The organism is Aeromonas sp. 602200, assembly GCF_049173895.1.
Classification (GTDB): Bacteria; Pseudomonadota; Gammaproteobacteria; order Enterobacterales; family Aeromonadaceae; genus Aeromonas; species Aeromonas veronii_A.
On sequence record NZ_JAAKSL010000017.1, the window covers coordinates 95,809 to 115,353 of the forward strand.

Sequence of the window (19,545 nt, forward strand, 5' to 3'; positions counted from 1 at the left end):
TGGGGTATTAGAGCATGCAACTGAATTCCACTGAAATCGCCGAGCTGATCAAGCAGCGCATTGCGCAGTTTGATGTAAAGAGCGAAGCGCGTAACGAAGGTACCATCGTCTCCGTGAGTGACGGTATCATTCGTATCCACGGCCTGGCCGATGCCATGCAGGGTGAGATGATCGAGCTGCCGGGCAACCGCTACGCTCTGGCATTGAACCTGGAGCGTGACTCCGTTGGTGCCGTAGTGATGGGTCCCTATGCCGATCTGGCCGAAGGGATGAAAGTAAAAGGTACTGGCCGCATTCTGGAAGTGCCGGTCGGTCGTGGTCTGCTGGGCCGGGTGGTCAACACCCTGGGTCAGCCTATCGACGGTAAAGGTCCGGTCGAGCACGATGGCTTCTCTCCGGTAGAAGTGATTGCCCCGGGCGTTATCGAGCGTAAGTCTGTTGACCAGCCGGTCCAGACCGGTCTGAAAGCCATCGACTCCATGATCCCTATCGGTCGTGGCCAGCGTGAGCTGATCATCGGTGACCGCCAGGTAGGTAAAACTGCCATTGCGATCGACACCATCATCAACCAGAAAGACTCCGGCATTAAGTGTGTCTACGTTGCGATTGGCCAGAAGGCCTCCACCATCGCCAACGTGGTGCGCAAGCTGGAAGAGCACGGTGCTCTGGCCAACACCATCGTGGTTGTTGCCTCTGCTTCCGAAGCGGCTGCCCTGCAATACCTGGCTCCGTATTCAGGTTGCTCCATGGGTGAGTACTTCCGTGACCGCGGTGAAGATGCCCTGATCATTTATGATGACCTGTCCAAGCAGGCCGTTGCATATCGTCAGATCTCCCTGCTGCTGCGCCGTCCGCCAGGACGTGAAGCATTCCCGGGCGACGTATTCTATCTGCACTCCCGTCTGCTGGAGCGTGCAGCTCGCGTCAACGACGAGTACGTAGAGAAGTTCACCAAGGGTGAAGTGAAGGGCAAAACCGGTTCTCTGACCGCGCTGCCGATCATCGAAACCCAGGCGGGCGACGTATCCGCGTTCGTTCCGACCAACGTGATCTCCATCACCGATGGTCAGATCTTCCTGACTTCCCAGTCTTTCAACGCCGGTATTCGTCCTGCGGTTGATCCGGGTATCTCCGTATCCCGTGTGGGTGGTGCCGCCCAGACCAAGATCGTCAAGAAGCTGTCCGGTGGTATCCGTACCGCGCTGGCCCAGTATCGCGAACTTGCTGCCTTTGCCCAGTTCTCTTCCGACCTGGACGATGCAACTCGCAAGCAGCTGGACCACGGTCAGAAAGTGACCGAGCTGATGAAACAGAAGCAGTACTCTCCGATGAGCGTGGCTCACCAGTCTCTGGTGCTGTTCGCCGCGGAAAAAGGCTATCTCTCTGATGTCGAGTTGAGCAAGATCCTCGACTTCGAAGCCGCTCTGCTCTCTTTCGCCGATACCCAGCATGCTGAGCTGATGGCTGAAATCAATGCCAAGGCTGACTACAACGACGCGATCGTTGGCAAGCTGACTGCGTTGCTGGATGACTTCAAGGCAACCCAGACCTGGTAAGCGAGTGTGGCAGCGCAAGCTGCCACCTGATGGAGAGAAGAGATGGCCGGCGCAAAAGAGATACGTAACAAGATCGGGAGTGTTAAAAACACTCAAAAGATCACCAGCGCTATGGAAATGGTGGCAGCAAGCAAGATGCGCCGTGCGCAGGATCGCATGTCTGCCAGCCGTCCGTACGCTGAAACCATGCGCAAGGTGATCGGCCATATCGCTCAGGGGAACCTGGAATACAAACACCCCTACCTCATCGAACGTGAGGTCAAGCGAGTGGGTTACATCGTCGTCTCCACCGACCGTGGCCTGTGTGGTGGTCTGAACATCAACCTGTTCAAGGCTGCCCTCAATGATATGAAGCAATGGAGCGCGAAAGGTGCCAAGGTTGACCTGGCTCTGATCGGCAACAAAGCCTCCAACTTCTTTGAACGGCACGGCGCCAAGGTGAAAGCTCACGTCGCAGGACTGGGCGATAACCCGAGCGTCAATGACCTGATTGGTTCAGTCAAGGTCATGCTGAAGGCTTACGACAACGGTGAGATTGACAAGCTGTATCTGGTGTACAACAAGTTCGTCAACACCATGGTGCAGCAACCACGGGTCGATCAACTGCTGCCTTTGCCCGTAACTGAAGACAGCAAGCTCGCCAAGAAACACCACTGGGATTACCTCTATGAGCCGGATCCCAAGAAGCTGCTGGATACCCTGCTGGTTCGCTATGTCGAATCTCAGGTCTACCAGGGTGTAGTGGAAAACTTGGCCAGTGAACAGGCAGCCCGAATGGTTGCCATGCAAGCCGCGACTGACAACGCCGGTAACCTGATTAACGATCTGCAACTGGTATACAACAAGGCCCGTCAGGCCAGTATTACCCAGGAGCTGACAGAGATCGTATCCGGTGCTGCTGCGGTGTAAGGCAAGGGTTATCAAAGGTTTAGAGGATTTGACATGAGTAACGGTTTCATCGTCCAAATCATCGGCGCTGTAGTGGACATCGAGTTCCCGCAGAATGCCGTGCCCCAGGTGTACGATGCACTGAAGGTCGTTAGCGAAGGTCAAGGCCAGGGTCTGGTGCTGGAAGTTCAGCAACAGATCGGTGGCGGCGTCGTTCGTTGCATCACCATGGGTTCCTCCGACGGTCTGCGTCGTGGGTTGGAAGTAATGAATAGCGGTAAATCCATCCAGGTTCCGGTCGGTACTGCGACACTGGGTCGGATCATGAACGTACTGGGCGAGCCAATCGACGAGAAAGGCCCGATCGGTGAAGAAGAGAGCTGGTCAATCCACCGTGAAGCCCCCAGCTACGAAGATCAGTCCAACAGCACCGAGCTGCTGGAGACCGGCATCAAGGTTATCGACCTGGTATGTCCGTTCGCCAAGGGTGGTAAGGTTGGTCTATTCGGTGGTGCCGGTGTAGGCAAAACCGTAAACATGATGGAGCTGATCCGTAACATCGCGATCGAACACAGTGGTTACTCTGTATTCGCCGGTGTAGGTGAGCGTACCCGTGAGGGTAACGACTTCTACCACGAGATGATGGAGTCCAACGTACTGGACAAAGTATCTCTGGTTTACGGTCAGATGAACGAGCCGCCCGGAAACCGTCTGCGCGTAGCGCTGACCGGCCTGACCATGGCCGAGAAGTTCCGTGACGAAGGTCGTGACGTGCTGTTCTTCGTGGACAACATCTACCGTTACACCCTGGCCGGTACCGAAGTATCCGCACTGCTGGGCCGTATGCCTTCCGCAGTAGGTTACCAGCCGACCCTGGCCGAGGAGATGGGTGTTCTGCAAGAACGTATCACCTCCACCAAGACCGGTTCCATCACCTCCGTACAGGCAGTTTACGTTCCTGCGGATGACTTGACTGACCCGTCTCCAGCGACCACCTTCGCCCACCTGGATGCGACCGTCGTACTGTCCCGTCAAATCGCGGCACTGGGTATCTACCCGGCCGTTGACCCGCTGGACTCTACCTCTCGTCAGCTGGATCCGCTGGTGGTTGGCAAGGAGCACTACGAGACCGCTCGTGGCGTTCAGACCGTACTGCAGCGCTATAAAGAGCTGAAGGACATCATCGCCATCCTGGGTATGGATGAACTGTCAGAAGAAGACAAACTGACCGTAGCCCGTGCCCGTAAGATCGAGCGTTTCCTGTCCCAGCCGTTCTTCGTTGCAGAAGTGTTTACCGGTTCTCCGGGTAAATACGTGCCGCTGAAAGAGACCATCCGTGGTTTCCAGGGCATCCTGAAAGGCGAGTATGACGATCTGCCCGAGCAGGCGTTCTACATGGTTGGCGGTATCGACGAAGTCGTCGAGAAATCCAAGAAACTGTAAGCCTCGACAGGAGGGCCCATGGCAGAGATGATCTCCTTTCACCTGGACGTGGTGAGCGCCGAAGGAAAACTGTTTTCCGGTCGCGTGCAATCCGCTCAGGTATCAGGCTCCGAAGGTGAGTTGGGTCTCCGCCACGGTCATGCTCCGTTGCTGACTGCCATCAAGCCGGGCCTGGTCCGCTTGGTGAAGCAGAATGGAACTGAAGAGGTGCTGTACATCTCCGGCGGTATGCTGGAAGTACAACCTGAATCCGTGACCGTGCTGGCGGACACCGCGATTCGTGCTGACGACTTGGATGAGGCGAAAGCCCAGGAAGCCAAGCGCGCAGCCGAAGAGCGGATCCACAGCTCCCATGGTGATATCGACTACGCCCAGGCCGCCACCGAGCTGGCCAAGGCGATGGCTCAACTGCGAGTCATCGATATCGTCAAAAAGAATTACCGCTAATAACGGTGATGTAAAAAGCGACCTTCGGGTCGCTTTTTTTTTACCCGTTGGATAGACTCCGCCGAGTATTTTTCATGTTCCAAAGGCCAATTTATGTCCCTCAACGTCGTGATCCTGGCTGCGGGTAAAGGTACCCGTATGCGCTCTTCCCTGCCCAAGGTACTGCACCCGGTAGCCAACAAACCCATGGTTTCCCATGTGATCGATACCGCTCGTCATGTCGGTGCCGAGCAGCTGCATCTGGTCTATGGCCACGGTGCCGAGCTGCTGAAAGAGCGGATCGTGGCGGCTGATGTGAACTGGGTGCTGCAAGCTCAGCAGCTGGGAACTGGTCATGCCGTCGCCCAGGCCATCCCGTTCTGGAAGGATGAAGACGATGTGCTGGTGCTCTACGGCGATACCCCGCTGATCCAGCCCGAGACCCTGCAGCGCTTGCTCGCCGCCAAGGCTGAAAACGGGATGGCACTGCTGACCGTGGTGCTGGACAACCCCACCGGCTATGGCCGCATCGTCCGTGAAAATGGTCAGGTAGTCGGTATCGTCGAGCAGAAGGATGCCAATGCCGAACAGCTGGCCATTCGTGAGGTGAACACCGGCGTGCTGGTGGCCAATGGGGGCCAGTTGCGTCAATGGTTGTCTCGTCTCGACAACAAGAATGCCCAGGGGGAGTTCTATCTGACGGATGTGATCGCCATGGCTCACGGCGATAATTGCCCGATTGCCGCTGTGCATCCAGAGCGTGCCGCTGAAGTTGAAGGGGCCAACAATCGGGTGCAATTGGCCCAACTTGAGCGCAGCTATCAGCAGATGCAGGCCGAGAAACTGATGATTGCTGGTGCAACCATGATCGACCCCGCACGCTTTGACTTGCGTGGGGTTTTGGAAATTGGTGAAGAGGTTGTTATTGATGCAAACGTCATCATTGAGGGCAAGGTGACTCTCGGCAATCACGTTCGTATCGGAGCCGGTTGCGTACTGAAAGATTGTGTCATTGGCGATCACACCGAGGTGAAACCCTACTCGGTCATCGAGGGTGCACAGGTGGCAGAACAGTGCTCAGTGGGTCCATTTACCCGCTTGCGTCCGGGGGCGGTTCTGGAGCAGGATGCGCACGTTGGCAACTTCGTCGAGATGAAGAAGGCACGTCTTGGTGTCGGTTCCAAGTGCGGTCATTTGACCTATCTGGGTGATGCCGAGATCGGAGCCGGGGTGAATATCGGTGCTGGTACCATCACCTGCAACTACGACGGGGTCAACAAATTCCAGACCATCATCGAGGACGATGTGTTCGTCGGTTCTGATACCCAACTGGTAGCGCCTGTTCGCATCGGCAAGGGGGCCACCCTGGGTGCCGGCTCTACTATTACCAAGGACGTGGGTGAAAATGAACTCGTGATTACCCGGGTACCCCAGCGTCACATCAAGAACTGGGCTCGTCCGGTCAAGAAAACTGATAAGTGATATCAGTATGAAGGCGACCCATGAACAAGCGAATCATCAAGCTCGCAGACGCGAGCCACCGTCTGTTTTCCCGCTTTGTCGATCTGGTGGGAATTTCAGTCTCAATGGTGCTGCTCGCACGGCACTTTGGCTTGTTTCATGGGGTGGACGAGATGTCCCTGGTCACGCTGGGCATGGTGGTCTTCTTTCTGGTCTCCCAGAATACCGGGCTCTATTGCAGCCGGGTTCGTAAACATCTGGCGCAGTCTCTGCTGCGCCTCATCTTCTCCTGGTTGGTAACTGCTACCCTGCTCTACCTGCTGGTCTATCTGGTTCCCATCTTTAAACCCTACCACCCCTTCCCGCTGGAGCTGGCGGTGCTCTGGCTTGCCATGGCCTGCCTCATTTCCACCGGCTATCGGGTGTTGTACCGACTGGTGACCCTCTGGTTCAGCGATGCCTCCTGCTGTCGGCGTGTGGCCATCATTGGCGTGACTCCGGCCGGACTGGCGCTGGAAAAATCCCTGTGGGAGAGCCCGCGTCACGATATTCAGATGCTCGGATTTTTCGATGCCCGTAGCGAAGAGCGCTTCGGTTACCCGACTCGCAGTCCTCTGTTGGGTGATGTCGATGAGCTGCTCGAGCTGGCACGCAAAGGGCTGGTCGACGAAATCTATCTAGCGCTGCCTCTGACCGCCCGGGAGCGTATCAATCACTACCTCTACGAACTCTCCGATACCACGGTCGATACCTATCTGGTACCTGATTTCTACGAGTATGGCCTGACCGTATCTCACATCGATCGGGTGGGCGATATCTATACCTTCAGCTTTTTCGATTCCCCGTTTGAAGGGGGAGCAGCCCTGCTCAAACGCATTGAAGATCTGGTTCTGGGCTCACTTATTTTGCTGCTCATCTCTCCGGTCATGGCGCTGGTGGCACTCGGGGTGCGTCTCTCTTCCCCTGGACCCGTGCTCTTCAAGCAGGATCGCTACGGTTTGGGGGGAAAACGGATACAGGTATGGAAATTCCGCTCCATGCGCGTCATGGAGAATGATGCCGTGGTGACTCAGGCTACCAGAGGCGATCCCAGAGTGACGCCATTCGGTGCATTCTTGCGTCGCACCTCGCTGGATGAGTTGCCACAATTTTTCAATGTAATTCAGGGCTCCATGTCGATCGTGGGACCGCGGCCCCATGCCGTGGCGCACAATGAGCAGTATCGTTCTCTGGTTGATCGCTACATGCTTCGCCACAAGGTAAAACCGGGGATTACGGGATTGGCCCAGATAAATGGATTTCGTGGCGAAACCGACACCCTCGACAAGATGGAGATGCGGGTCAAGTTCGATCTCAAGTACATCCAGTACTGGTCACTCTGGCTGGATTTAAAAATCATTTTCCTGACAGTATTCAAGGGGTTTGTCGGTGCATCCGCTTACTAGCCTCGTTTGCGCCGGACTGCTGCTCTCCCCCTCTCTTTCAGTCCGCGCCGAGGTCACCCCCGTATCCCATCAGGGGCCGTTTGGTCTGGAGATCCAGACCGAGGTGGAGAGCCGTTATGGTCACGATAGCAACCTGCTGTGGCAGCGTGACAGTGGTCAGGCGATTGGCTCCGATTTCGTCGGGATCACCCCGGAATTTCGCATGGTGGGTGAACGTGGCCTGGATCGTTATCAGTTCAGCTATCTGGGTGATTATCGTCGCTATGGCAGCAGCCATGCGGATGACTATGCCGATCACCAGTTCCAGTTTGACGGCAGCTGGCGTTTCTCCCTGCGCAACGCCTTCCAGCTGATGTACCAGTATCGGCTGGGCCATGAGGCGCGTGGCGAGGGGCTGACCGAAGGCTTTATGTTGCAGGGGGATGAGAAGGCTGGCGGTGATGCCACTTTCGGCTGGTTCAATATTGCCGAGCCGTTGCGCTTCAAACGCAGCGAAGTGGGTGGCCGCTACAGTTACGGTGCACCCGATGCCAGAGGCAAGCTGGAGCTGGCGCTCTCCCACAAGGATCTGGGCTATCTCGACAAGCACCTCTACCAGCGTGACTTTGAGCGCTATATAGCCGAGCAGGAGTGGCAGGAGCACACCGCCATTGTCGAGCTGTTCGATCAGGTGAGCCATGTCAGCCGTTTTCGTTACACCCTGCAGACCAATCTGCGACGCTACCCAGCCAATCCACGCAAGGATTCCGACGAGTTTTTTCTCATCACAGGGGTGATGAGCCAGCTGACCGGCAAGACCCGGATCGATGCCAATATCGGCGGGATCTACAAGCGTTTCGTCAACGATCCGCAGGCAGAGAGTTTCAAAGGGCTGAACTGGGATCTGCGCCTGGAGTGGCAGCCGCTCGATTACAGCAAGCTCGCGCTGCTCTCCAGCCGGACCATTCGTGATCCGGGTGGTGACGGCGGCTATGTCAGCAGCCAGCTATATGGCGCCGAGTGGCAGCACCACTGGTCACCCGGAGTGGCGACCACGCTCTCTTATCACGATATCCGGGATGATTATCACCAGTCGGTGGTCTGTGGTAACGACAACCGCCACCGTCAGGACGATACCCATCGCTGGGGCATGGGCATCAGCTACGACATTCGTCCCTCCGTCAATCTGGGGCTCCACTACCAGCAGGCCGACTCAGGTTCCAGCTTTGCCGGGCAGCCCATCGACATCGGCGGCAATTGCTATGGCCGTGCCCTCGGTTACGACAAACAACAGCTTTCTCTTTCACTCAAGGTAGCCATTTAACATGAACAAAAGCGTGATGGTGCTTCTGCTTGGCTGGTTGTTCAGCCTGTCGGTCTGGGCTGGCCAGAGCCCGCAAGGCAACGATTCCGCCTACCGGCTGGCACCGGGGGACGAGGTCGAAATCCGGGTGTATGGCGAGCCGGATCTGTCGATGAAGTTCAAGGTCGATACCAGTGGTCATGTCAATTACCCCTATCTGGGTCAGGTGCTGCTGATGGGCCATACCACCGCTGAGGTGGCCGAGCTGCTGACCAGAGGGCTCAAACACGGTGTGCTGCTCGACCCCATGGTGACGGTCAACGTGACCACTTTCCGCCAGGTGTTTGTTGCTGGCGAGGTGGCTCACCCGGGTGGCTACGAATACCAGCCCGGCCTGACGGTGGAGAAGGCCGTCGCGCTGGCGGGTGGTTTCACCGATCGCGCCGCCAGACGGGATATCAGCCTGCGCCTCAATGGCAGCGATCAGTTGCTGGAAGAGGTGAGCCTGCAACGGCAACTCAATCCCGGCGACATCATCACCATCGAACAAAGTTTCTTCTAATCCAGGACGCTCTTCATGACTTCATTGTTGGTTGAAAATGGCCGTGCGCTAGAGAGCCGCCTCGATTTCAGCGGCCCCTGGCGGGTGCTCAAGGCAAACTGGTGGAAGGTGGTATTGTTTGCCGCTGTGGTGACCCTGGCGGCAGCCCCCTTTATCCTCAGCATGCCGCCCTATTATCAATCCAGTGCGACCCTGCTGCTGAAGGCAGATGCCAACAGCGCTTCCCCTATCGAGCCCGTCTACCGGGTCGATACCAGCCGCCGCGAGTACTACAACACCCAGTTCGAGCTGCTCAAGTCACGCCGGGTAGCCGAGAAGGTGGTTACTCATCTGGGTTTGGCCGAGTTGCCGGAATTCAACGGACAGCCCAATCCCGACAGCTGGCTGAGCCGCATCAAGGGGCTCTGGAGTGCCGCACATCAGGAGGATGCCTCCTCACGCCACCAGCATGCGCTGGAGTATCTGGCCAGACACCTGACCGTCTCGCCGGTGCGCGATACCCAGCTGGTCAGCATAGGGTTCGAATCCCGCTCTCCCGAGCTGGCCGCCAGCGTCGCCAATGAGGTGGCCCAGACTTACATCGCTCTCAATGTGGAGGAGCGGGTCGATGCCAACACCACGGCATCGCACTGGAACCAGAGCCGGCTGGTGGAGATAAAGGCCAGTCTGGAGAAGCAGGAGAAGCAGCTCGGCGATTTTCTTGCCCGCAATGATCTGCTGACGTTTCGCGGCGTAGATGGTCTGCAAACCGAAGAGCTCGGTATCATCACCAACAAGTACGCGGATGCACGCGAGCGGCGGCTGGCGGCGCAGGCCGAATTCCAGTCCATTCAGGAGTACGGCCGCAATCCGGCGGCGCTGGCTTCCCTGCCCGAGGTCTCCAACCACCCCCAGATGCAGGATCTGCGCATCGCCCTCATCAAGGCCCAGCAGGAGCTCTCCGAGCTGGCCAAGCGTTATGGCCCCAAGCATGACCGTATTCTGCAGGCCGAAGCGCGCATCAAGGCGCTCAATACCCAGTCAAACCAGCTGATGCGGGAGATTGCCGACGGTATCGAGGATCGCTACCAGAGCAGCCAGCGCAAGGAGCAGGAGTACCTCGCCCAGCTTGACGAGAAGAAGCGGGAGTTCTCCTCGCTGGCAGTCAAGAAGGATGAGTACAACAACCTGAAGAACAATATCGACAAGACCCGTCAGCTCTATAACGAGCTGTTCCGCCGTCAGGAAGAGACCCGCCTGAACGCTCAGCTGCACGAGTCGAATGCCATTCTCTACGATGCGGCATCGGTGCCCTTGTTGCCAGCCAAGCCAAACAAGATGCTGTTTCTGCTGATGGTGGTGATCATGGCGGGCATGGTTGCCGTGCTGGCCGTCATCACTGCCGGAGCGCTGCGCAATACCCTGGATCGTCTGAGCCAGCTGGTCTCCCAGCTCGGTGGTCGGGTGCTTGGTGAAATCCCGCGGCTGGCGGCCCTGCAGGATCAGAGTGCTCTGCTGCGGGTGGGGGCGGTCAATCCCAGAGTAGGTGCCAGTGCCGATGACCTCTACGCCATCATGCGGCTGGAGCCGGGTAAGCTGCAGCGCATCATGATCACCTCGACCCGTGCTGGTGAGGGCAAGTCGACGCTGGCGGCTCTCTGTGCCGCCAGCTTTGCCCGCCATGAGCGAGTGCTGCTGGTGGATGGGGATCTGCGCCGGGGCTCCCTTGGTCGCCAGTTGCTGGGGCAGGCAGCCAGACCGGGGTTGGCCGAGCTGCTCGCAGGCGAAGCCGATTTGACTGCCTGTCTGGTGCCAAAAGAGGGATTGACCCTGCTGCCGGCTGGCCAGCCGGTCTCCTCCCCGCTGGCACTGCTTGGCTCGCCACGCTGGAGCGAACTGCTGGCAACTCTGGCCGGGCAGTTTGACCGCATCATAGTGGACACCCCTGCGCTGGAAGTCGGCAAGGATGCCCTGCTGCTGGGACAGCCGCTGGATGGTGCCATTCATGTGATCCAGTCCGGCCAGCTGCCGGCCAGTCGGGTGCTGAGCGTGCTGGCACAGCTGCGGGATGCCAGAGTGGCGGTGTTGGGGACAGTGCTGACCCAGGTCGCCGAGCGCGATCTGGAAGGGGCGGAGAACCTGAGATTCTGTGGTGCACCCACCCGGGGCGCGCTATGAAACTGCTACGCAGCATCACCACCATAGGGGGTGCTTCCGTGCTATCCCAGCTGATCGGGGCGTTCTCGGTCTGGTCACTGTCGCACAAGTTCGACATGGCTGCGGTCGGGCTCTATGCCCTCAGCTACAGTCTGGTGCTGATCGGTGCCCAGCTTGCCACCTTTGCCTCGCAACTGCTGTTGCCCAAGCTGGAGGAGGCCGAGCTGCCCGGCAACCTGATCTTTTCCCTGTTGCAGGTCTGGCTGCTCCCCATCCCCTATGTGCTGGTGGTGGTCTGCTTTTTCTCGCTGCCGCTCTGGCCGCTCTACCTGCTGACCGTGACCCACGGACTGATCCTCATCGCCGAGAATCTGGCTCTGCGGGCCGGCCACTACCAGCGGCTCGGTCTGCAGCGTATCTCGGCCTCTGCCGTGGTGCTGCTCTGCCTGCTGCTGGCCCCTGACATGGCGCACTTCTATCAGTTATGGGCCTGTCTGCTGCTGCTGGTGATTGGGGGCTGGTTGTGGTCTGCCTTTGCCTGGCACAGTGCCATGCTGAGAGAGGCGGCCCCGCGCCGCCTGCTGCACTTCTTCTCCCGCCATAAAGCGCATCTGGCTGGGGTTGGCAGTGCCGAGGTGCTGGCGATGGTGACGGCCAATCTGCCGACCGTGCTGATCAACTTCTGGTTTTCCCCTCTGGTGGCGGGCTACTTTGCCGTGGTCAACCGCTTCTGTCTGGCGCCCGTGGTGATTGTCGGCAACGCCATCCGCCACTCCATCTTCTCGCGATGGTCGGAGGATTTTCGCCTGCGCCGTTTCAACGGGGAGGAGTTTCGCAAGGTGAAGCGGCTGCTGCTGGCGATGGGCAGTGCGGCCACCCTCGGGATCCTCATCTGCTATCCGCTGGTGATGAAGTGGTTCTTCAATGCGGAGTGGATCGCCTCCATCGATACCTCCCGCTACATGTTGCCCTATGTGTTTACTGCGGTGGCCATCTGCCCGCTGACCGTAATCGAGCTGGTGTTCGGCTCGCCCCGCTACTTTTTGCGGATCCAGCTTGAGCAGCTGCTGGTCGTGGTGATTGCCTTCGTGCTGTTGCCCTGGTTGCATCAGGAGTACGAGCTCTGCGTGCTGGCCTTCTCTCTGCTGACTGCGGTGCGCTACGGCTTCGTCTTTTTGCGGGTCAACCGCCGGGCTGCCGAGTTGCAGGGGCGGATGGAGCTGGCCTCGTGAACAGTGCCCTCATCATGCAGGCCAATCTGCTGCTGTCGCTGGTGATCTGCGGCCTGGCCCAGTACGTTACCGGTATTACTGCCTTCCTCTGGCTGCCCTTCCTGCTGGCGATTGCCACCTTGGTGTTGCTGCCGCTGCAGACGCGTTACAGCCCGCTGCGGCTCGACTATCAGGAGAAGGTGCTGCTGCTGCTCTACTGTGGCTTGCTGGTGCTGGCGCTGCTGGGCACCCTGCTTCAGCAGGGGGGCATGGTGACTATCATCGGTTTCAAGAACGAGCTGGCGCTCTCTCTACTGCTTCCCTGCCTGTTGCTCGGCTTTTGCCGCGAGTCACAGATTTACCGCATCATGAAGCTGGTGGAGTGGGTCTTCTACCTGCAGATCCCGGTGGTGCTGTTTCAGGTGTTGGTGGTGGTACCTAAACGGGTGGCAATGCGCGGCGAGTTTGAGAAGTGGGACTCAGTGGTCGGCACCTTCGGGGGGGATCCCATGGGGGGCGGCAATACCGGTGCACTTGGCTTCTTCTGCCTGCTGGTGATGCTGATCAAGCTCTCCGAGTTTCGCCACGGCCTCATTTCGCGTCGTTCGGTCGCTTTTCACATTCTTGCCGCCTTTGCCATCTGTGTGCTGGCCGAGGTGAAGTTCGTCATCCTGTTGTCCCCCTTGCTGCTGGCCTGGGTCTGGCTCTCGCCAAGCTATGTCAGGGGGATGAAGAGCTATGACCTCAAGCGTCTGCTGCTGATTGCGCTGGCGATGACTGCGCTGGTGGCAGTGGCCGTTCTGGTGCTGGCTGCCTCTTACTCATCCGCGTTCGAGGGGGCCGGACAACAGGGGGCCATTGCGCTGTTTATCGACTCCCTCGGCTATATCTTCGATCCCAACCACATCAACCCGGAAACCGGCGAGCTGGGGCGGGTGACGACGCTCTTTTTCTGGGCCAGCAACGGTGATCACCACGGTCTCAGCAATCTGCTGTTTGGTTATGGCCTCAACACCACCAACCATGGCAGCACCCTGCCCGGTTTTCTCAACCCCCTGTTCAACGTGCTGCTCGACTCCACATCCCTCAGCGTGTTGTTGTGGGAGGTGGGACTGATGGGCACCCTGATCTTCATCGTGCTGATCGTTCTGCTGCTCTGGTGCTGCCGTCCCCGTCCGTTGCTGGATCGCCAGCTGCTGAGCGCGGCAGATGTGCGTCTGCTCAGCTATCAACCCGCTTTCATCGCGTTCGGGATCGCCTGCCTGCTGAGCTTGCCTTACAGCCAGCTGCTGATGCTAATCCCGGTGCAGCAGTTTCTCTTCTATTTCGTGCTGGGTGCCGCCCTGGTGATCCGTTCTTCGGTTCGGCAGGCCACCTGTTCCTGTGAGGTGTCATGACTCCATCCCCCCTTATCTCCGTCATCATCAAGACCTACAACGAGGAGGCAGGGATTGCCGACACCATAGCCAGCATCAGAAGCGCTCTGGCCGACTATTCCCACCAGATTATCGTGGCGGACAGTCTCTCGATCGACCGCACCCAGGCGATCGCCTGCCAGCTGGGGGTGACTGTGGTCAGTCTGACCAACCCGGCCGATCGCTGTTGCGGCGTGGGGCCACAGCTTGGCTACCTATTCAGCGAAGGGGAGTTTCTGCTGCTGCTCGATGGCGACATGAAGCTGGAGCCGGAGTTTGTGCCGGCCGCCCTTGCGCACATGCACTCCCACCCCGAATGCGGTGGCGTGGCCGGGCGGGCCGAGATGGATGATGCCCACAGCTACGAGTTCAAGTCGCGCAAGCAGCGCATCAACAAGATCTATCCGCTGGGTGAGTCGCGCTGGCTGTGTGGTGGCGGTCTGTTTCGACGCAGCGCCATCGAGCAGATCGGCTATCTCACCAATCACAACCTGCACGGTTACGAAGAGGCGGAGCTGGGTATCCGGCTGCGTCAGGCTGGTTATCGGCTGGAACGGCTCGATGTCCCCTTCTTCTTTCACACCTCCCACACCATGGACTCCCTTGCCCTGATCCGTTACCGCTGGCGCATGGGGTATCTGTTTGCCAGCGGCGAGCTGGTGCGCTCGGCGTGGGGGCAGCCCTATTTTCGCGAGGTGCTGTCGGTGATCCGCTCCGAGCTGCTGTTCGGACTCTACCTGCTGGCACTCCTGTTCTGCGTGCTGCTTTTCGTAGCCGGGCTGCCGTTCTGGTTGCCGCTGCTGGCGCTGGCACCGCTGGGTGGCTTCATCGCTCTCAAGTGGTTGAAGAACCGCTCCCTGCAAGATGCCCTGCGCAGTGTCATGAACCTCTCCATCTATGCAGCCGGGCTGGTGCGCGGCCTGCTGTTGCCCCAGCGCTCCCCGCGCGAGGCGCCCGCCCATCGTCTGATCCAGGAGTCATTGCCGTGAAGGTGCTCTTTGCCAACAAGTTCTTTTTCATGAAGGGCGGTGCCGAGACAGTCCTCTTTCAGGAGCGGGAGATGGTGCGTCAGGCTGGTCATCAGGTGATCGACTTTGCCATGCAGCATCCGGATAACCTCCCCTCGCCCCAGAGTGGCTACTTTCCGGCCAACGTCGATTATCACCAGCGGCACGGGCTCTTCGATCGGCTGAAGATTGCCGCTCGCTTCATTCACAATCAGGAGGCCTGTGATCGGCTGGCGGAGCTTATTCGTGCCGAGCGGCCCGATATCGTTCACTTTCACAACATCTATCACCAGCTCACCCCGGCGATCATCCGGGTGGCCAAATCCCTGGGCTGCAAGACGGTGCTGACAGCCCACGACTACAAGGTGGCCTGCCCCAACTACAGCATGCTGGTCGATGGCGAGCCGTTCGATCTGACCCGGCTCGAGGGCTCCTGGCTCAAGCTGTTTCGCCATCAGTGGCAGGAGGGCTCATGGGGCAAGAGCCTGCTGCTCTCTGCCGAGGCGGCCTGGCAGCAGTGGCGCCGCAACTATGAGCAGGTCGATGCATTGGTGGCGCCGAGCGCCTTCATGGCCGGGATGCTTCGCACCCGGCTGCCCGCTTCCCGCATCGAGGTGATCCTCAATGGTATCGATGTCGAGTCGAGCCGCGAAAGCGGAGAGGATCGGGGGTACTTTCTGTTCCTCGGGCGCCTGATGGCCGAGAAAGGGGTCGAGACGCTTGCCCATGCCCATCAGCGCATGACGCGGCCGGCGGGTCTCAAAATTGTGGGCGGTGGCCCACTGCAGGCGCACCTCGGGCAGCATTATCCCAATGCTGAACTGCTGGGGTTCAAGCAGGGTGAAGAGTTGCTCGATCTGCTGCGTCACGCCAAGGCCGTGGTGGTGCCGTCCGAGTGGTATGAGAACTGCTCCATGTCGGTACTGGAGGCGATGGCCTACGGCAAACCGGTGATCGGGGCTCGAATTGGCGGGATTCCGGAGCAGATCCGCGACGGTCTCGATGGCCTGCTGTTCGAGGCGGGCAATGCCGACGAGCTGGCCCGCTGCATGGACAGGCTGGTGGCCGAGCCGGAGCAGACGGCGGCCATGGGGCGTTCGGCCCGTCAGCGGCTGATCGACCGCTACTCCCTCGCCAGCCACCAGCAAGCCCTGCTGGCGCTCTACCAGTCGTTGCTGGAGGAGCAGAGATGAGTTTCTGGCACGAGTTGAAAGCCGAACTGGCGCTCAATCCGAGCAAGACGGCGCGCCTGTTCCTGCTCTGCTACCGGCTGGCACAGGGAGGCCGCTTTATGAGGCTGCCCGGCTTGTTGCTGCTCAAGGGATTCAAGCTGCTGTGTGGCCTCGATATCTCGCCAAGAGCCCGGCTGGGTTGGGGTCTGCGCCTCTATCACCCGCAGAATATCGTCATCGGTGACAGTGTGCAGATGGGGCGTGACTGCACCCTGCGCCACAACTGCACCCTGGGTAACAAGCCAGATCGTCAGAGCGGCCAGCTCCTCTCGCCCACCGTGGGGGACGGGGTCGAGTTCGGCACCGGCGCCATCGTTATCGGGGCCATCGCCATTGGTGATCATGCCTGTGTCGGTGCCGGCGCCGTCGTTACTCGTTCCGTCCCGGCTCGCGCCGTTGTTGCGGGCAATCCCGCCAGAATCATTCGAGAAGATCATGAAGCAGATTAGTGTGACCGTGCTCGGTACCCGGGGGATCCCCCATGTACTGGGCGGTGTCGAAACCCATTGTCAGTCCCTCTACCCGGAGCTGCACCGCCAGTTCGAGGTGGCGGCGACCGTGCTGGCTCGCGCCCCCTATGTGAATTACCGAAGCGGCGAGTTTGAAGGGGTGGCTCTCAAGGCGTTGCCCGCCCCTAAAAAGAAGTCGCTGGAGGCAATCCTCCACTCTCTGCTCGCGGCTTTTTACTGCCGCAGCCATGCCTGCGATCTGGTGCATGTCCATGCCATCGGCCCGGGTCTGGTGGTACCGCTGCTGAGGTTGCTTGGCAAGCGGGTGGTTTTTACCCATCACGGCCCAGACTATGATCGCCAGAAGTGGGGGGCGCTGGCCAAGTGGGTATTACGCCTTGGCGAGCGCTGGGCGGTACGTTATGCCAGCGAGGTGATCGTCATCTCCGAAGTGATTAACGAGGCGATCCGCCGCCAGTACGATCGCCAGGATGCCCACCTCATCTACAACGGGGTGAAACGGGTCGAGCTACCGGCAGCGGACAAGAGGGAGCTGACGCTGGCCCGTTTCGGACTGACCGCTGGCAGCTATCTGGTTGCGGTGGGCCGCTTCGTCGAAGAGAAGGGGCTGCACGATCTCATCGCAGCCTATCGCCAGCTCGATACCGAGCTGCCGCTGGTGCTGGTGGGGGATACGGATCACCCAACTCCCTACAGTGAGCGCTTGCAGCGGATAGCGGATGAAACACCGGGGGTGATCCGTACCGGTTTCCTCAATGGCGAGGCGCTGATCAGCGTCTTTTCACAGGCGGCCCTGTTTGCCATGCCCTCTTATCACGAGGGGTTGCCGATCGCCCTGCTGGAGGCGCTCTCCTTCTCCCTGCCGGTGGTGGTGAGTGACATTCCCGCCAATCTGGCGGTGGCGCTGCAACAGGAGTGCTATTTCCCGGTCGGCGATGTGAGTGCGCTGGCAGAACGACTCAACGCCCAGTTGACTCACGGCAAGGTCGACTACAGCGACTATCTGCAGCGATATGACTGGCAGCGGATCGCCGGCCAGACCATGGCGGTCTATCGCAAGGCCGTGGGCCAGCCGCAAGGAGAGAAGCAATGAACCCGCTACAGCAGAAGTCGCAGGGGGCGATAGACCGCTTCTACCGTGCCCTCTCCCCCGAGGTGGCCGAGAGCCTGAGTGAAACCCAGCGCGACGGTATCGAGCAGGCGCTGCGGCTGATGAGTGATGGCAAGTCGCACGCCATCAATGTCAACAGCGCCTTCGGCATCGGTCGCTGGCGCTGCTATCTGGTGGTGCTGATGGGACGGGATCGCCGTCACCGCGGGCGGGAAAGCGGCTTTCGCTTTCACCTCAAGGTGCTGCTGACCACCCTGCTGTTGCTGCTGGCGATCTGCGGCATGGTGCTGCTGCTCTATCTGGTGAAGTCGGCCCTTGGCATCGACATTTTCAAGCACTTCTCGTTCGGGGTGTGGGACCTGTTCAAAAAGAGCGTGCTGATGTGATGAAAGAGGGCTCCTGCGGGAGCCCTCTTGCGTTACTGGATGTCGATCTCGGCCAGACGATACCAGCCACTCTCTTCCAGACCGGCAATGCCGAGCTGCAAAGCGGGCTGCTTGTCCTGACCGATGAAGGCCAGCTCGAGATAGTAGTGACCGCGCGCCATCCGGCCCGGCAGGGTCAGGCTGTCGCGAGTGGTAGCCTTGCTGCCCGGGATCCAGCGGGTCATGTCGTTGCGGGTCACCAGCATGGCGCCAACCTGCCCTTCCTCGTTGACCAGCCGGTAAGTGAGCGGCCAGTTGCGATAGGCCGGCGCTACCCCGTCGTTGTGCCAGTCGCCGTTGAGGGTAAGGGTAGCCCCCGGCTTCATGGTTCCCTTGAGGGTCAGCTGGTCCAGCACGATGCGATAGCCCATCTTGCGCAGGGCATTGTCGACGATGGGTCGATATTGGGACGGAACCGGATCCGACTTGAGATTGATGGTGGAGGCGTGTTGGGCCAGCGCCCAGTCAAAGGTGGCCTTGACCTCCTCCATGGTGTACTGCTGCTGGCCTGGCCACTCGCTCAGCTTGCCGCACACCTCGAAACTGACCGGAGCCCTCTGCCAGCTGGAATCGAAGTTCGCCACATCGGCGCGGGCGCTCGCCAGTCGTTCCGGGTAGGCATTGCGCATGTGGCTCCAGTTTTGGGAGAAGTGGTGCCAGTCGCCGAGGCAGTCTGCCCGCCAGCCGGCTCCCTTGCCCACGGCATACTCGAACATGGGCAGGTTGTTGATCAGCATCAGCTTGGGGGTTCGCGGAAAAGCGGCCATCTGCAGGTCAACATAGGGTTTGAGCTGCTCGCTGCTGTAGCGCTGCTCCAGCGTCGGACCGGGGAAGTTGCTCATGTGCCACTCTCCCCATGAACCTATCATGCCGATGTCGACATGACTCAGCGCCGGGTTGCCATCGTAATGGGCGCCCAGCGCCTGAAACAGCCGGGCGGCACTGGCGAGGAACTGCGGGTCGCTGTAGTCGGGCACAAAGGTCTGGTGGTTGTTCACCCACTCTCCCCGAATCCCCTTGTTGATGAGCCACTCCGGGATCTTGCTGCCAGAGAAGGGCTCATCAAGGGTCATGACCCTGAGGGCGATCGACTGTTTCGGGGTGGCGTGCTGTGCCTGATCGATGGCCCTGTCGATCAGGGCAAAGTTGTATTCGCCCTCCTGTGGCTCCAGCTCGCTCCAGTAGAAACGGAAGTAGTCGACCGTGCTGACCGGGTGTTCGGCCAGAGAGAGGGGATGGCCCCAGCTGTTGTGAAACTCTTCAATACCGACGCCGGGATTGTGCAAGAGGTCATCGACCGGTTCGGGATGAATGGTGAGGGTACCGGCCAGAGCTCCCTGAGCCCATAGCAAGCCGGAATAGAGCAGGATCCTGCCCGGATGCATTTTCATGTGATCGTCCGCCAGTGGAACATGATTGCATGCTAGGAAATTGGCGGACAAAGGCCCAGCCGGTTCCGCTGTTTTCGAGAAGAA

Annotated in this window: 17 protein-coding genes; 16 read left to right on the plus strand and 1 reads right to left on the minus strand. The window is 59.4% G+C overall.

Going from position 1 to position 19,545, the window contains the following annotated elements:
* The first annotated feature begins 14 nt into the window (after positions 1-14).
* The 16 genes from atpA to G5221_RS17950 all read left to right on the plus strand — a co-directional run bounded on the left by atpA (position 15) and on the right by G5221_RS17950 (position 18,031).
* A complete protein-coding gene (atpA, locus tag G5221_RS17875) occupies positions 15-1,556 on the plus strand; it encodes a F0F1 ATP synthase subunit alpha (RefSeq protein ID WP_216952485.1) in 1,542 nt (513 codons plus the stop codon).
* 42 nt (positions 1,557-1,598) lie between these two features.
* Positions 1,599-2,465 carry a F0F1 ATP synthase subunit gamma gene (atpG, locus tag G5221_RS17880; protein WP_041210471.1) on the plus strand — a complete coding sequence of 289 codons (867 nt, stop codon included), beginning with the start codon at positions 1,599-1,601 and terminating at the stop codon, positions 2,463-2,465.
* Between the two features lie 33 nt (positions 2,466-2,498).
* Positions 2,499-3,887, plus strand: a complete 1,389-nt coding sequence (atpD, locus tag G5221_RS17885; protein WP_026455856.1) for a F0F1 ATP synthase subunit beta — start codon at positions 2,499-2,501, stop codon at positions 3,885-3,887.
* Between the two features lie 18 nt (positions 3,888-3,905).
* Positions 3,906-4,334 carry a F0F1 ATP synthase subunit epsilon gene (locus G5221_RS17890; protein WP_005339345.1) on the plus strand — a complete coding sequence of 143 codons (429 nt, stop codon included), beginning with the start codon at positions 3,906-3,908 and terminating at the stop codon, positions 4,332-4,334.
* A gap of 93 nt (positions 4,335-4,427) precedes the next feature.
* Positions 4,428-5,795, plus strand: a complete 1,368-nt coding sequence (gene glmU / locus G5221_RS17895; protein ID WP_421263656.1) for a bifunctional UDP-N-acetylglucosamine diphosphorylase/glucosamine-1-phosphate N-acetyltransferase GlmU — start codon at positions 4,428-4,430, stop codon at positions 5,793-5,795.
* A 20-nt stretch (positions 5,796-5,815) separates the two neighbouring features.
* Positions 5,816-7,219 (plus strand): undecaprenyl-phosphate glucose phosphotransferase, encoded by a 1,404-nt coding sequence (locus G5221_RS17900; protein ID WP_421263657.1) that lies wholly within the window; start codon positions 5,816-5,818, stop codon positions 7,217-7,219.
* Complete coding sequence (locus G5221_RS17905; protein ID WP_421263658.1) at positions 7,203-8,522, plus strand: outer membrane beta-barrel protein; 1,320 nt, start codon at positions 7,203-7,205, stop codon at positions 8,520-8,522. The genes G5221_RS17900 and G5221_RS17905 overlap by 17 nt, the downstream gene beginning before the upstream one ends.
* 1 nt (position 8,523) lies before the next feature.
* Entirely contained in the window at positions 8,524-9,063 is a 540-nt protein-coding gene (locus G5221_RS17910) for a polysaccharide biosynthesis/export family protein (protein WP_421231433.1), read from the plus strand.
* A 15-nt stretch (positions 9,064-9,078) separates the two neighbouring features.
* A complete protein-coding gene (locus tag G5221_RS17915) occupies positions 9,079-11,220 on the plus strand; it encodes a GumC family protein (RefSeq protein WP_421263659.1) in 2,142 nt (713 codons plus the stop codon).
* Positions 11,217-12,431 (plus strand): lipopolysaccharide biosynthesis protein, encoded by a 1,215-nt coding sequence (locus tag G5221_RS17920; RefSeq protein WP_421263660.1) that lies wholly within the window; start codon positions 11,217-11,219, stop codon positions 12,429-12,431. The genes G5221_RS17915 and G5221_RS17920 overlap by 4 nt, the downstream gene beginning before the upstream one ends.
* A complete protein-coding gene (locus G5221_RS17925; protein ID WP_338455839.1) occupies positions 12,428-13,807 on the plus strand; it encodes a capsular biosynthesis protein in 1,380 nt (459 codons plus the stop codon). Before G5221_RS17920 ends, G5221_RS17925 begins: the two co-directional genes overlap by 4 nt.
* A complete protein-coding gene (locus G5221_RS17930; protein WP_338455841.1) occupies positions 13,804-14,814 on the plus strand; it encodes a glycosyltransferase family 2 protein in 1,011 nt (336 codons plus the stop codon). The genes G5221_RS17925 and G5221_RS17930 overlap by 4 nt, the downstream gene beginning before the upstream one ends.
* On the plus strand, positions 14,811-16,025 hold the full coding sequence (locus tag G5221_RS17935; RefSeq protein WP_421263661.1) for a glycosyltransferase family 4 protein: 1,215 nt from the start codon (positions 14,811-14,813) through the stop codon (positions 16,023-16,025). The genes G5221_RS17930 and G5221_RS17935 overlap by 4 nt, the downstream gene beginning before the upstream one ends.
* A complete protein-coding gene (locus G5221_RS17940) occupies positions 16,022-16,513 on the plus strand; it encodes a serine acetyltransferase (RefSeq protein ID WP_268016295.1) in 492 nt (163 codons plus the stop codon). The genes G5221_RS17935 and G5221_RS17940 overlap by 4 nt, the downstream gene beginning before the upstream one ends.
* Complete coding sequence (locus tag G5221_RS17945; RefSeq protein ID WP_421263662.1) at positions 16,500-17,627, plus strand: glycosyltransferase family 4 protein; 1,128 nt, start codon at positions 16,500-16,502, stop codon at positions 17,625-17,627. Before G5221_RS17940 ends, G5221_RS17945 begins: the two co-directional genes overlap by 14 nt.
* On the plus strand, positions 17,624-18,031 hold the full coding sequence (locus G5221_RS17950) for a hypothetical protein (RefSeq protein WP_421263663.1): 408 nt from the start codon (positions 17,624-17,626) through the stop codon (positions 18,029-18,031). Before G5221_RS17945 ends, G5221_RS17950 begins: the two co-directional genes overlap by 4 nt.
* Before the next feature lie 32 nt (positions 18,032-18,063).
* Here G5221_RS17950 and G5221_RS17955 read toward each other — a convergent pair whose 3' ends face one another.
* Positions 18,064-19,461, minus strand: coding sequence for a DUF4832 domain-containing protein (locus tag G5221_RS17955; protein WP_421263664.1), 1,398 nt, complete (start codon positions 19,459-19,461; stop codon positions 18,064-18,066).
* Positions 19,462-19,545: the final 84 nt, after the last annotated feature.

Excerpts from the sequence above, each read along its gene's own strand:
- G5221_RS17950 (WP_421263663.1), top strand. The coding sequence starts at position 17,624 with ATGAACCCGCTACAGCAGAAGTCGCAGGGGGCGATAGACCGCTTCTAC.
- G5221_RS17915 (WP_421263659.1), top strand. The coding sequence starts at position 9,079 with ATGACTTCATTGTTGGTTGAAAATGGCCGTGCGCTAGAGAGCCGCCTC.
- G5221_RS17890 (WP_005339345.1), top strand. The coding sequence starts at position 3,906 with ATGGCAGAGATGATCTCCTTTCACCTGGACGTGGTGAGCGCCGAAGGA.
- G5221_RS17910 (WP_421231433.1), top strand. The coding sequence starts at position 8,524 with ATGAACAAAAGCGTGATGGTGCTTCTGCTTGGCTGGTTGTTCAGCCTG.
- atpG (WP_041210471.1), top strand. The coding sequence starts at position 1,599 with ATGGCCGGCGCAAAAGAGATACGTAACAAGATCGGGAGTGTTAAAAAC.
- atpD (WP_026455856.1), top strand. The coding sequence starts at position 2,499 with ATGAGTAACGGTTTCATCGTCCAAATCATCGGCGCTGTAGTGGACATC.
- G5221_RS17955 (WP_421263664.1), bottom strand. The coding sequence starts at position 19,461 with ATGAAAATGCATCCGGGCAGGATCCTGCTCTATTCCGGCTTGCTATGG.
- G5221_RS17930 (WP_338455841.1), top strand. The coding sequence starts at position 13,804 with ATGACTCCATCCCCCCTTATCTCCGTCATCATCAAGACCTACAACGAG.
- glmU (WP_421263656.1), top strand. The coding sequence starts at position 4,428 with ATGTCCCTCAACGTCGTGATCCTGGCTGCGGGTAAAGGTACCCGTATG.
- G5221_RS17940 (WP_268016295.1), top strand. The coding sequence starts at position 16,022 with ATGAGTTTCTGGCACGAGTTGAAAGCCGAACTGGCGCTCAATCCGAGC.
- G5221_RS17900 (WP_421263657.1), top strand. The coding sequence starts at position 5,816 with ATGAACAAGCGAATCATCAAGCTCGCAGACGCGAGCCACCGTCTGTTT.
- G5221_RS17920 (WP_421263660.1), top strand. The coding sequence starts at position 11,217 with ATGAAACTGCTACGCAGCATCACCACCATAGGGGGTGCTTCCGTGCTA.
- G5221_RS17945 (WP_421263662.1), top strand. The coding sequence starts at position 16,500 with ATGAAGCAGATTAGTGTGACCGTGCTCGGTACCCGGGGGATCCCCCAT.
- atpA (WP_216952485.1), top strand. The coding sequence starts at position 15 with ATGCAACTGAATTCCACTGAAATCGCCGAGCTGATCAAGCAGCGCATT.